11 protein-coding genes are annotated in these 12,399 nt (G+C 45.8%); 6 read left to right on the forward strand and 5 right to left on the reverse strand.

Features of this window, described 5'->3' with window-relative positions:
- Nucleotides 1–21 precede the first annotated feature (21 nt).
- On the forward strand, nucleotides 22–579 hold the full coding sequence (locus AOT82_RS05515; RefSeq protein WP_071002151.1) for a superoxide dismutase family protein: 558 nt from the start codon (nucleotides 22–24) through the stop codon (nucleotides 577–579).
- Between the two features lie 83 nt (nucleotides 580–662).
- On the opposite strand, the gene topA is transcribed toward AOT82_RS05515, so the two are convergent.
- Both topA and AOT82_RS05525 read right to left on the reverse strand, forming a co-directional pair.
- Nucleotides 663–3,329, reverse strand: a complete 2,667-nt coding sequence (gene topA / locus AOT82_RS05520; protein ID WP_071002152.1) for a type I DNA topoisomerase — start codon at nucleotides 3,327–3,329, stop codon at nucleotides 663–665.
- Nucleotides 3,330–3,622: 293 nt separating this feature from the next.
- On the reverse strand, nucleotides 3,623–4,225 hold the full coding sequence (locus AOT82_RS05525) for a hypothetical protein (RefSeq protein WP_071002153.1): 603 nt from the start codon (nucleotides 4,223–4,225) through the stop codon (nucleotides 3,623–3,625).
- 400 nt (nucleotides 4,226–4,625) lie between these two features.
- On the opposite strand from AOT82_RS05525, the gene AOT82_RS05530 reads away from it, so the two are divergent.
- Nucleotides 4,626–5,159, forward strand: a complete 534-nt coding sequence (locus AOT82_RS05530) for a DUF2799 domain-containing protein (protein WP_071002154.1) — start codon at nucleotides 4,626–4,628, stop codon at nucleotides 5,157–5,159.
- 200 nt (nucleotides 5,160–5,359) lie between these two features.
- On the opposite strand, the gene AOT82_RS05535 is transcribed toward AOT82_RS05530, so the two are convergent.
- The 3 genes from AOT82_RS05535 to AOT82_RS05545 all read right to left on the reverse strand — a co-directional run bounded on the left by AOT82_RS05535 (nucleotide 5,360) and on the right by AOT82_RS05545 (nucleotide 7,587).
- Nucleotides 5,360–5,761: an ExbD/TolR family protein gene (locus tag AOT82_RS05535; RefSeq protein ID WP_071002155.1), complete on the reverse strand. Its 402-nt coding sequence runs from the start codon at nucleotides 5,759–5,761 to the stop codon at nucleotides 5,360–5,362.
- Between the two features lie 50 nt (nucleotides 5,762–5,811).
- Nucleotides 5,812–6,498, reverse strand: a complete 687-nt coding sequence (locus AOT82_RS05540) for a MotA/TolQ/ExbB proton channel family protein (protein ID WP_071002156.1) — start codon at nucleotides 6,496–6,498, stop codon at nucleotides 5,812–5,814.
- Between the two features lie 108 nt (nucleotides 6,499–6,606).
- Complete coding sequence (locus tag AOT82_RS05545; protein WP_071002157.1) at nucleotides 6,607–7,587, reverse strand: energy transducer TonB; 981 nt, start codon at nucleotides 7,585–7,587, stop codon at nucleotides 6,607–6,609.
- A gap of 511 nt (nucleotides 7,588–8,098) precedes the next feature.
- On the opposite strand from AOT82_RS05545, the gene AOT82_RS05550 reads away from it, so the two are divergent.
- The 4 genes from AOT82_RS05550 (at nucleotide 8,099) to AOT82_RS05570 (ending at nucleotide 12,359) form a co-directional block, all read left to right on the forward strand.
- Nucleotides 8,099–9,136 carry a siderophore ABC transporter substrate-binding protein gene (locus AOT82_RS05550; RefSeq protein WP_083328862.1) on the forward strand — a complete coding sequence of 346 codons (1,038 nt, stop codon included), beginning with the start codon at nucleotides 8,099–8,101 and terminating at the stop codon, nucleotides 9,134–9,136.
- A 199-nt stretch (nucleotides 9,137–9,335) separates the two neighbouring features.
- Nucleotides 9,336–10,313 (forward strand): ABC transporter permease, encoded by a 978-nt coding sequence (locus AOT82_RS05560; protein WP_071002159.1) that lies wholly within the window; start codon nucleotides 9,336–9,338, stop codon nucleotides 10,311–10,313.
- Nucleotides 10,314–10,427: 114 nt separating this feature from the next.
- Nucleotides 10,428–11,513: an iron chelate uptake ABC transporter family permease subunit gene (locus AOT82_RS05565; protein WP_083328864.1), complete on the forward strand. Its 1,086-nt coding sequence runs from the start codon at nucleotides 10,428–10,430 to the stop codon at nucleotides 11,511–11,513.
- A gap of 75 nt (nucleotides 11,514–11,588) precedes the next feature.
- Nucleotides 11,589–12,359: an iron ABC transporter ATP-binding protein gene (locus AOT82_RS05570; protein ID WP_071002160.1), complete on the forward strand. Its 771-nt coding sequence runs from the start codon at nucleotides 11,589–11,591 to the stop codon at nucleotides 12,357–12,359.
- The last annotated feature ends 40 nt before the right edge of the window (nucleotides 12,360–12,399 follow it).

Here is a 12,399-nt window from a genome sequence, read left to right on the forward strand (position 1 = left end):
ATAAAATAACTGGAGATAATAATGAATAAGACAATGCTTGCAAGTGCCCTACTATGCGGATCAGCGTTAGCCATGACTGGTTGCCAAACGGTCGAAGGTCAAATGCAAACAGGCAATCCTGTCAATCAGCCAGCACTAAAATCTACCATCAAAGCGGTGAGCGGTGATAAGAATGAAGTCGGACAGATGTTCCTGCGTCCTGTCGATGGCGGTGTACAAGTCTACGGTAAGCTCATGAATCTACAGCCAGGCCAAACGGTTGCACTACATATTCATGAGACAGGTAGCTGTGCTGATATGGGTAAAGCGGCAGGCGGTCACTTCAATCCTGACAACAAACCACACTCTAATCCTGATGACATGAATGGTCATGCAGGTGACCTACCTAACCTGACAGCCAATGAAGATGGCGTCGCTACTATCAACTATGTGAACAAGAAAATCACGGCCGATAAAGCAGGTAAGTATAGCGTGAATCGCCGCGCCTTTATTGTACATGCTGGCGCTGACGACTACACCAGCCAGCCATCAGGCGCATCAGGCGACCGTGTTGCTTGCGGTATTATCGAGATGAACTAATACTATATATATTAGCCATAAAAAAACCTCTTAACTATATTGTATATGGTTAAGAGGTTTTTTTATGACCGGTAGAAAAGTGGTTACTCTTCTACCCACTCGCCTTTACGCCAGTACACACCCCAACGGGTGGCCTTGCCATTTTTCTCAGAGCCGATGTACTGCTCTTTTTTCTTACGTGACCAACGTAATATAGTTGGGTTACCATCTGGATCTTCATCTGGTCCCTCAAACAGATATTGGAACTTGTCTTCCACCTTGTCTTTTATTTCCCGTAGCTCAGCGAGCTTGGGCGCACGAGTCTCACGCACCTTTGGAAATTTAGAGGCCGCAAGGAACATGCCAGCCGCCCCTTCACGCAAGATGAAGTAATCATCATGTTTGGTCGATTTTAGCTCTGGTAGATGAATAGGATCCATACGCGGCGGTGCTGCTTCGCCTGTTTTTAGTACCTTGCGGGTGTTATCACATTTCTGACAAGCAAAATACGGACCAAAGCGACCTGTCTTTAGCTCCATCTGACCATCACACTTGTCACAGTCGATGGTTGGCGCATCTGAGCCTGGTACTTCAAACTTACCTTCTTCTAGAATATAACCGTCACAATCAGGGTTATTACCGCAGATGTGTAGCTTGAGACCACCATCAACGATATAACCATTCATTGCGGTGCCGCATTTCGGACAGCGTTTTTTCTCCATCAAATCTTTGACTTCTGCCGTTTCATCACCCCCCTCTGGATCATCTAGATTGGCAAATGCTTCAACTGGCATTAGATTTTTGGTGCCTTTACAGCGCTCTTTTGGCGGCAAGTTATAGCCAGTACAGCCCAAGAATACGCCTGTTGAGCCTGTACGCAGCTGCATCGGACGATCGCAAATATCGCAATGCACATCTGGCACGTCGGTTGGATCATTCGGACGCATGCCATCTTTGCCTTTGGCATGCTCAAGGGTGGTTTTGAACTCACCATAGAAATTATCGAGCACGTCTTTCCAATCTTGCTCACCCTCGGCGACATGATCGAGCTTGTCTTCAAGCGCAGCAGTAAAGGTATAATCCATCAAATCTGGGAAGCTTGCGGTCAATCTATCGGTGACGATATCGCCCATTTTTTCGGCAAACAAGCGCTTGTTTTCGAGCTTGACATAGCCGCGGTCTTGAATGGTCGAGATAATTGAGGCATAAGTCGAGGGACGACCAATACCTTTTTTCTCAAGCTCTTTGACAAGACTTGCCTCAGTATAGCGCGGTGGCGGCTTGGTAAAGTGTTGGCTTGGATCGAGCTTATCTAGGGTGAGCTTATCGCCTTTTTTGACATCAGGGAGCAGCGTATCATCAGTTTTGGCCGGCGGCATAACACGAGTATAGCCATCAAAAGTCATCGTACGGCCGCGCGCTTTTAGCTCGACATTACCCGCCTCTACCAAAAGATTGACTGATAGATATTTGGCAGGCGTCATCTGACAAGCCACAAACTGACGCCAGATTAGCTCGTATAGACGTATGGCATCACGCTCAACGCCTTTCATTTGCGTTGACTTTAAGTTGACATTAGAAGGACGAATCGCTTCATGCGCCTCTTGAGCGCCTTGCTTATTGCCATAAAAATTTGGCTTTTCTGGCACGTATTTTGCGCCATAGTTGTCTTCGATATGACCACGGACAGCCGCGAGCGCATCACCAGACAAGAACGTCGAGTCGGTACGCATATAAGTGATGTGACCCGCCTCATATAGACGCTGCGCCAAAATCATGGTCTTTTTAACAGAAAATCCCAAACGTGTACTGGCGGCTTGCTGCAAAGTCGAGGTGATAAAAGGCGCACTTGGACGTGACTGGGTTGGCTTCTCTTCACGCTCTTTAACGATAAAATCGCTTGCCTTGAGTATCTCAAGCACTTTATCGGTTTGCTCTTTATTGCCAAGCTTTAGCGTTTTACCGCCTTGTTTGGTAGCCTCTAAACGGATACCGATTTGCTCCGCATCTGAGGCTTTTTTGGTTTTATCATGAGCGACATGTGTATCTGCATGGATTTGCCAGTATTCTTCTGGAATGAACGCGCGAATTTCATGCTCACGCTCAACAACCAAGCGCATAGCAACTGACTGCACACGGCCTGCTGATAGTCCGCGAGCAATCTTTTGCCATAATAGTGGCGATACCATAAAGCCAACGACACGGTCCAAGAATCTGCGCGCTTGCTGAGCATTGACGCGATCGATATCAAGCTTTGAGGGTTGTTTAAAGGCATTTTGGATGGCTGATTTGGTAATCTCGTTAAAGACCACACGTTGATACTTGCTATCAGGCCCACCGATAACTTCTTTTAGATGCCAAGCGATCGCCTCCCCTTCTCTATCCATATCCGTTGCCAGATAGATTTTGTCAGCGTCTTTGGCCAGTGCTTTGAGCTCTTTGATGACCTTGGTTTTGTTTGGCAATACTTCATAGACCGCCGCCCAATCATGCTCTGGATCTACGCCCATGCGGCGTACCAGTGCTTGCTGTGCTTTTTCTTCTTTGGTCAGACTGTCATCTTTTTTGGTCGTGGTTGCTTTTTTTGCGCTTTTATTTGCACTAACTGGTAAATCACGGACATGACCGATGCTCGAGCGTACGATAAAATCATCGCCAAGATATTTATTAATGGTTTTTGCTTTGGCTGGTGATTCTACAATCACCAAAGACTTGCCCTTTGGGCTGTCAGCAGCTGATGCTGCGGTTTTTTTGGTTGTGGTTTTTGCCATATTTGACGACACCATAATATAAGTGATTAAAAGTATAAGTAGATTGAAAGTAACATTACAGTCAGTAGCAGAGTAATTTATGGGTACTGATGATCAGGGGTTAGCCATGACTCAGCGATTTATAGTAATAGTAGCTGCTGATAAAAAAGGTTATAAAACAAATTATAACCATAAAATAAAGATATAGTTATAAAGACGTTACACTGCTAAGCGATAAACTGTCAACTTTAAATAAACTGAATATGAAAAACTACTTGCATATCGCCCTTTAATGGAGACAAAAAAGCGCTTTACTAGCCTCTCGCGTCTTTTTGCATTTGTATCGCCCATTTCTCAAGATTGGCTTTGAGCACTAACAGATCTGCCTCAATCCGTTGCTGATGATACGTGGGATTAGAGTTTGGGCGCACGTAAGCAATGTCTTCCCAATAAATGATAATGCTATTGGCCTTGGTCATCAGCCCTTTAACAAACGGCTCAATGCTCACTGGTAGCTCTAATGGTGCTTTGTCCAAACTAAAATCGGTTTTTTTCACCGTCACATTATTGCTGCTTTGCGTAGAGCGAATGGCACTTGGAATATGGAGTGTTTTTGCATCATCGCTGGTATCAACAAAACTGCTATCTGGTCGCCATTGTCCATCGATCACTTGATAGCGTGTGTGCGGCAGTTTGGTCTCTTCTAATATCAGACAATACTGTCCAAGCATACCGCGGCCATATTCATTATCACGACCTTTGATCCAATCAGGGCAAGCAACGAGCTTTGGATTAAGCTGCAAACGGCGTGCGGTCATACGCAGCTTGTCTAAACGCTGATCGATACCATTCGGTTTGAGCGCCATCATACTCCCTAAGACGAATAGTACAATGATAACGCCAATCAATGTTCCCATGATGCTCTGGCCTTTTAACTAAATAAAAATGATGCTAAACAATATCAATATAACTGCCACGGCTGATAACCGCTGTCTACGCCAACAGTAAAAATAACGGCTTTATAAATAACTATCCTATAAATCGTTAACGTGAACTGGCTGCTACTCACATGACAGATAACGATATAGCAAGACTTATAATGAGCTCGAACCCGCAAAAATCAAGCACTGCCACTCAACTACTATTCAAAAACTGGCTATATGGCTCACTCTTTATTTGTCAGTTATACTGTTAAATCAGACATTTAGCGTGCCTAATCATCAGTAGCATAGCCACATACAAAAACCAGATACAAAAAGTGGTCGGCGTAAAAAAGTGCTATGATAAACCATAATTTTAAACGCGCGCAGGTTTATTATGAATTATCTTATTAAGTCAAACTCGTCAAGCGCTTATATCGCTAGCAAGCTGACAGGTAAACTCCTGAGCAACACTGTCATAAGCTTATCATTACTTGGCGCAATCGTGCTAACAGTGTCAGGCTGTGCCACCACCCAAAGCCTGACCCCGCAGCAATGTCAAAGCAGTAACTGGCAAGAAGTCGGTTATGCCGATGGTCTACAAGGTCGTTCAGGGGCTTACTTCGGGCACTATACCAACAGCTGCGCCAGTGTTGGCGGCGCAAGTCCCAACCGCATACAGTGGGAGCAAGGACGACAGCAAGGTCTCAAAAACTACTGTACCGAGCTGAACGCTTATAAGCTCGGTCGCGAAGGCTATGACTGGCAGCCAGTCTGTCCATTAGAAGGTATTGAGAAATTAGAAGAAGCTTACTCTCAAGGACGCTACTACTATATCCGTCAGCGCGATCTGGATTACTTGCGCTCGCCTTATCCGTTTGGTTATGGACATCTGGGCTTTGGCTACCGTCCATTTGGCTATGGCTGGTAAAAAGAAAACCTCAGTGATGACTTAATTTGAGGTTTAAGTCGTCACTGAGGTCGGAGAGAAGCTTATTATTTTGATCGTTCTTATTATTGTTATGACGCTCGTGCTATTCATTGGCTTGTTGATTTATATCGCCAATTTTTTGCTGTAACGGACGTTGCATTTCGCTGCTTATTACTACTTACTACCGTTTATCGCTGCTATTATTCATTGACAAAGGCAATCTTGGTAAGTCCTGCTTGACTGGCAGCCGCCAAGACCTGAGCGACCGTATCATACTTACCTTCTTTATCGGCGCGCAGTTGTACTGAAGGATCTTTGCCGGTTGCGCCTTGCTCTTGCAGACGCGCCTCTAGCGCTTCCATGCTGATGGGATCGCTGTCCCAAAATATCCCCGCGTCTTTATCAATACTGATTTGAATGGCTTCTGGCGGCGTTTGATTGACCTCAGCACTGGTCTTTGGCAAATCTAAAGGAACCGTCGGATTGAGCACGGTCGCTGTCAATAAAAAGATAATCATCAATACCAGCATGATATCGATAAGCGGAATGAGGTTCATCTCATTCATACCTTGAACGTCATCATCACCCAGTTGAAATGCCATAATTATTCTCAATACTTGTGTTTATTGTCATGCCGCCAAGAGGTGCTTTTTTATTCTGCCACAGAGCTGCTGTAGTGGCGCGCTTGCTGCGTGTCTACTGCTGCATCGATAGTATTTGAGCGATTGCCTTTAACCGCCTGCACCGATGTTGCGCCCGCATTCGGGCTAGTAGACGATGGCACAGGCTCAGCAGACCCGGACAACAGATCATGTGCTCTATCATTGGCTTGATACATCACACGGCGATTGATACGTACTGCTAGGTTGTAAAACACCACAGCTGGAATAGCCACAGCGATACCAAGACCCGTCATAATTAGTGCCTCACCAACGGGGCCTGCCACTTGTCCCAATCCTGCCTGTCCACTCATACCAATATTATGCAGCGCGTGGAAAATGCCCCACACCGTGCCAAATAAGCCGATAAATGGCGCGATGGCGGCTGTCGTGCCAAGAATAGGTAAGCCGCGCTCGCTCGCAAAACGGTAGCGCCCTATGTGCTTGAGTAACGTCTGTTCAGTGACCAAACGACGAGCGGCAGCATCGGAGCCGACCAAATCGGCCTGCTTTGCTTGTAGTTGTTGACTCAAGTCATCTGCCACACTGGTCGCCAGTTTGCGACTTTGCAATACGCGGACGATACCTGTCACCCAAGAGAGAATAGATAACGCAAGTAACAAAAAGAATAACGTCTTTGTCACCATGTCGCTGATCTGCCAGTATTGCATAAAGTCCATATCAGACTCCTTAATGTTTTATGCCATCACATGCTACTAAAATGAGTATCATGCCTTGTCTTATTATGAAAAATTATCAATAAATACGTTGTTATATAATATAAATACTTAAGGAACTACATAGCTGATCGGCAAGGTCACATTGCCCACCACTGGTGCGCCATTCTTGGTAAAGGGTTTGAACTTGCCAGAGCGTACTTGACGCTGGGCTTCTTTATCCAGCAAAGTATTGCCTGAAGACTGCGCCACTCGCACGCTATCGATACCACCTTGTTTATTGACACGCAATACCAATACCACGTTGAGCGTATCACCTGAACGCGCTCTACGTGCCGCACGATCAGGAAAGCTAAAGTTTGGCGCAGAGGCCCAATTGGCAGCGCTCGCAGTAAAGCTCACAGGCTCATTACTCTGTGCTCGAGCAGCAGCTTCTGCAGCTGCCTCAGCTGCTTCTCTAGCGGCTTGTGCTTGGGCGGCGGCTTCTGCTTCTCTAGCAGCTTTTGCTTGTGCCGCAGCCTTAGCATCCGCGACTCTTTTAGCTTCTTGCGCTGCTCTGTCTTGTGCTTCTTGAGCGGCTTTTTTGGCTCGAGCAGCAGCCTCTTTGCGCTGTTCATCAGCAGCCGATGTATCGACTATCGGTTCTGGGCTGATCTTTTTGGGTGCTGCTTCTTTTGGTACAGGCTTTTGACTACTCTCAGTAGATGTTTTTTCGGTTGCGATGATTGGCGGTGTTTCAGATACTTTTTTCACCACAGGCTTCGCTGGTTCTATAGGTGTTTCGACACGCTTCTTAGGCGGTGGCTCTGCTTTTGGCTTTTGTACAGGCTTAGGTTGCACTTCTTTTTTGACGGTGACCTTCTTGACCTGCTGAACCGGTTCTTTCGTTTCTACTTTCGCTACTGCATTATTAGCAGGTAACGTCACAAACTCTATTTCGACAGGCGTGATATCTTCTTTTGGCACAGGCTTTGGTTTGGGCGTTTCGATCACCGCCAAGGCGACTGCGGTGAGTACATGCAGCCCTACTACTACGAGAAGAGATAGCAGTATCAATCTGGTTGGTGGTGTCTCTAAATCCGTTGAACTCATAACAGCCTAATGTTTATTATCCGAGGTGGAATGGCGTTGATAATAATGCAAACGATAATTATTATCAATAATAATTTATAATATTTTTTTTGCTTTGTGAACTCATTGCCTCTTATCTCTGACAGATGTCCTATAACTATTGAGCATTACTGCCATCTCGCCCGTATTTAGCTCGCTTTTTTAATAAGTCTTTTAGATAAATACTTATCGTCAATAAAAATCATTATCATTATTATTATTGATAATGAGTCTCAACTACTTTATCATAACGGCTGTTTGGTTTTTCCGTATCATGATCAAAAACTGATACCCATAAAAATATCCAAACCATAAAACGCTCAACCCAAAAGAATAAGGCTAGAGAGTAAAACTGACAGGCGCTCTATCGGCACCCCTTTGATATGAGCATTACTCTGCCCAGCTGCTCTCATCATTTTCTATTTCTATTGTGCTACCTGTGCAGTTGTCTTATTAACAGACTGCTTAAACATCCTGATATACCGAGTCCCTTATGTCTACTACCCCATTATCACACCGTCGTACTAATCCTATTTTTAAACGTCCATTATTGATGATGACAGCTCTAGTCACTGCTATCAGTGTGACAGGTTGTAGCTCGCCTGAGACTGACACCGCTGATGCTACAGCTACCAATCAAACGGCCAATGAGTCGTCAAACGTGGCCAATAACGATGCCGTCTCTGCTGAAAAAATCACGGTGAATACGGTTAAGGGTGATGTTGAATTGGCAATGAGTCCCTCACCGTTGGTGGTTTATGACATGACCTTGATGCAAGACTTGGCAGCACTAGACGTGGCTGTTGACGGTATGCCAGGCAGTTTGCTGTTGGACAATTTACACTCAAAAACGCAGCCTGAACCAAAAGCGGTCGGCACTGTGTTTGAGCCAGATCTTGAAGCATTAAACGCCATGCAACCACAAGCAATATTGGTGGGCTCACGCATGGCAGAAAAGTATAATGAGCTGTCAAACATCGCGCCGACGTTGGATATGTCTATCGACACGGCTAATATTTATGAGTCGAGTAAGCAGCGTTTGCATGATTTGGGTGCGTTGTTTGGCAAAAGCGATCAGGCCGCTAGATTGCAACAAGACATAGATACGCTGATTGACGAGACAAAGGGTGTCACTAAAGATAAAGGCACTGGTCTGGTCGTTATGGTTAATGGCAATAAAATGTCAGCGTATGGCGATAAATCTCGTTACGGGTTTATCCATACAGTGCTAGATGTGCCAATGGCAGATAAGCAAATTGCCGATGCCCCTCATGGACAGCCGGTCTCTTTTGAATATATCCAAAAAGCCAACCCAGATTGGTTGTTTGTTATCGATCGCAGCGCCGCGATTGGTGAAGATGGTATCGGTGCCAAAGCCGTATTGGACAATCCGCTGGTCGCGCAAACCAACGCTTGGAGCAAGCAGCAAGTGGTTTATCTAAGCCCAGACTCTTACCTAGCGTTTGGTGGCTATTACCAATGGATACAGGATCTCACAACGATTAAAGATGCCTTTGCTAACGCTAAATAACGTCGTTCTCTATACAAACGATTATTGCACAAGTAGGTAATTATTACCGTTAACCTTGCTCATTTTTAAGCCAATAAAGATTATGTCGTTATTTTCACACCGTGCTCGTGCTAGGCTCAAACCTAACGCTTCTCTGCCAGTATCAAATTGGCAAGGAAGCGCTAGCCATACTTTAGGCTCGAAATATCGACGTGCTGCCATGCCACCGTGGTTAATCAACACCGCAAGCCTCATTATCATGGGGCTTTTGGTGTTATTGAGCTTATCTATTGGTGTGGCTGACTTTTCGTGGTCGGGTATCTTACAAAGTATCATTAGTCATAGTGCAAACTCTGATAGCTCGCTACTACTGGTCAGCCGTATCCCGCGCACCGTTGCGATTATTTTGACGGGCATTGCGATGGCAGTGGCGGGAATGATCATCCAAGTGGTGCTAAAAAACCGCTTTGTAGAGCCGTCCATGGTCGGTGCTACCCAAAGCGCCGCACTCGGTTTGCTGGTAGTCAGTCTGCTATTTCCTGCCAGTGCGCTCATTGTGAAGATGAGCGTAGCGACCATCGCCGCTGTATTCGGCATGATGCTATTTATGCTATTGATTCACCGTATTCCGCCGACTGATTTTTTGATGGTTCCACTGATTGGTATTGTCTTCGGCGGCATTATCGAAGCAGTCACTACCTTTATCGCCTATCAAACCGAATCGCTACAGATGCTCAGCGTGTGGCAGTTTGGGGATTTCTCAGGCGTCTTGGCAGGTCGTTATGAGCTTTTGTGGCTCACGGGCGCGCTGTGTGTACTCGCCTATATCATCGCCGATAAGCTAACCATCGTTGGTTTGGGTGACAATATCGCCTTGAACTTAGGTATTAGTAAACGCCAAGTGACGTGGATTGGTGTGGGGATGGTGGCCATGATGAGTGCCGTTGTCGTCGTGACGGTCGGTATGATTCCTTTTATTGGCCTCGTCGTGCCAAACATTGTGAGCCGACTGATGGGAGATAAGTTGCGTCGTAGCTTGCCTGCAGTCGCGCTACTTGGTGCTTCGGCAGTATTGCTGTGCGATATTATCGGTCGCTCGATTCGCTATCCATTTGAAGTGCCTGTTGCCACCATATTTGGCGTGGTCGGTACAGTGCTGTTTTTATGGCTATTACTGCGCGCGCCAGCTGAGCAATAAGACTAAGCAGTAAAGCTGAATAATAAAACAGCAATCTTTAATCGATTAACCACTCACTTACCGTCGTTCATTTTTTGCCTTATTTAGCTAAGCTTGGCATCATAGGATTTATTTATGTTCTCATCAACTAAGCTTAGTGCCACAAAGGCTCGTTCTACGGAAACCAACACAGCGATAGATAACTCATCTGCAGCAGATGGTCAGTATTCAGCTGCTGCCCAAGGTCAGTTGGCAAAGCTTTGGGCATGGATAGCTGCGCATCCGAAATCCATTGCAGCTATTATTCTACTGATCTCGATAACCTTGTTTATGACACTCAATGTCAATGGCTATTGGGACTTTGCGCTACCGCTACGCGGCAAAAAACTGCTCGCACTGATGGTGGTTGGCTATGCGATTGGCGTGTCGACGTTATTGTTTCAAACGTTGACTCACAATCCAATTCTAACGCCCTCCCTACTCGGATTTGATTCCCTCTATGTTTTGCTACAAAGCTTACTGGTTTTCTTTTTAGGGGCGATTAGTTTTACCAGTCTCGATCCTATTGCCAAGTTCACGCTAGAGATTGTCCTGATGTTTGGGGCATCTTTGTTATTATTTAAGCTATTATTTTCTAAAAGCAGTCAGGATCTGACACGCTTGATATTGGTAGGCGTTATCTTTGGTGTGTTGTTTCGCAGCTTATCAGCACTCATTGCACGGCTGATTAACCCCGATGATTTTGTGGTCGTACAGTCCGCTAGCTACGCGCAGTTCAATACGGTCAATCCTCAGCTATTAGGCATTAGCCTATTTATCTGTATCATCACTGCGGTGTTTGTCTGGCGCTGGCGCTACCAATGCGATGTGCTGATGCTCGGACAAGCCCAAGCCATTAACCTTGGTATCAATTATCAACGTCTGGCATTTGGCCTATTAACTGTTATCGCAGTGCTAGTCGCCACAGCCACGGCACTGGTCGGTCCAGTGACTTTCTTTGGTCTATTGGTTTGTGCATTGACCAATCGTATCGCTCGACACATGTATCATACTGAGCGGCTGATATTGGTCAGTTTGGTCGCTATGATTTGCTTGGTGTTGGGTCAGACACTCTTTGAGCAAGTGCTAGATATGGCAGGCGTATTGTCCGTTGTGATAGAGCTCGCAGGTGGCCTCGTGTTCTTGGCATTGATATTTATGTCCCAGCGCCGTTCGTTATAACGACTTAGCCGACATTGTTTATTTAGCTGATGCTGTTGATAAAGAAAGCCCTAAGACTTTTTAAATAAGACGATTATGATTAAACTGAATAATATCTCTCACCATATTGGCAAACAACAAATCTTGCATGACATTACGTTGTCCCTACCAACGGCGCAGGTCATTGCTTTGATTGGGCCTAACGGCGCTGGAAAATCGACGTTGTTTTCTGTCATGGCTCGCTTGCAGCCGCTACAATCTGGACAAATAAGCTTCGCTGTAGATAATGAGGAACGTGATATTGTCAGTTGTCAGGCGCGCACACTTGCCAAGACGGTCGCGATGCTCGGACAAGACAACCATGTACAAGGACGACTACGCGTGCATGAGCTGCTGATGTTTGGTCGTTACCCTTATCATCAAGGACAACCAACCGCAGAAGATCAGCAAAAAGTACAAGAAATCCTTGAACGCTTTGAGCTGGAGCCACTTGCCGAGCGTTTCTTGTCAACGCTATCAGGTGGACAGCGTCAGCGCGTGCTGATTGCGATGATTGTCTGCCAAGATACGCCCTTTCTATTGCTTGATGAGCCACTCAATAACCTAGATATGTATCATGCTGGTCGACTCATGCGTGAGCTACGTACGCTTAGCCACAGCCAGCAAAAAACCGTGGTGATCGTCCTACATGATATCAATCAAGCAGCACAATTTGCCGATACGGTCGTTACAATGAAAGCAGGAGAAGTGATGGCTGTTGGTCGCCCTGCTGATGTTATTACTCAAGAGACAATGAAAGATTTATACAATGTCGATGTGACTGTGCTCAATCATCAGGGTCGTCCTGTGATTGTTGATACGGTGTAAAACCCCACTTCTTCTTATGTAAAAAAGCTCAATATAATGC

Source organism: Psychrobacter sp. AntiMn-1 (genome assembly GCF_001854065.1).
Lineage (GTDB): Bacteria > Pseudomonadota > Gammaproteobacteria > Pseudomonadales > Moraxellaceae > Psychrobacter > Psychrobacter pacificensis.

Bases quoted from the DNA above. Each gene is read 5' to 3' on its own strand.
- AOT82_RS05515 (WP_071002151.1), top strand. From the start codon at position 22: ATGAATAAGACAATGCTTGCAAGTGCCCTACTATGCGGATCAGCGTTA.
- topA (WP_071002152.1), bottom strand. From the start codon at position 3,329: ATGGCAAAAACCACAACCAAAAAAACCGCAGCATCAGCTGCTGACAGC.
- AOT82_RS05525 (WP_071002153.1), bottom strand. From the start codon at position 4,225: ATGGGAACATTGATTGGCGTTATCATTGTACTATTCGTCTTAGGGAGT.
- AOT82_RS05530 (WP_071002154.1), top strand. From the start codon at position 4,626: ATGAATTATCTTATTAAGTCAAACTCGTCAAGCGCTTATATCGCTAGC.
- AOT82_RS05535 (WP_071002155.1), bottom strand. From the start codon at position 5,761: ATGGCATTTCAACTGGGTGATGATGACGTTCAAGGTATGAATGAGATG.
- AOT82_RS05540 (WP_071002156.1), bottom strand. From the start codon at position 6,498: ATGGACTTTATGCAATACTGGCAGATCAGCGACATGGTGACAAAGACG.
- AOT82_RS05545 (WP_071002157.1), bottom strand. From the start codon at position 7,587: ATGAGTTCAACGGATTTAGAGACACCACCAACCAGATTGATACTGCTA.
- AOT82_RS05550 (WP_083328862.1), top strand. From the start codon at position 8,099: ATGTCTACTACCCCATTATCACACCGTCGTACTAATCCTATTTTTAAA.
- AOT82_RS05560 (WP_071002159.1), top strand. From the start codon at position 9,336: ATGCCACCGTGGTTAATCAACACCGCAAGCCTCATTATCATGGGGCTT.
- AOT82_RS05565 (WP_083328864.1), top strand. From the start codon at position 10,428: ATGTTCTCATCAACTAAGCTTAGTGCCACAAAGGCTCGTTCTACGGAA.
- AOT82_RS05570 (WP_071002160.1), top strand. From the start codon at position 11,589: ATGATTAAACTGAATAATATCTCTCACCATATTGGCAAACAACAAATC.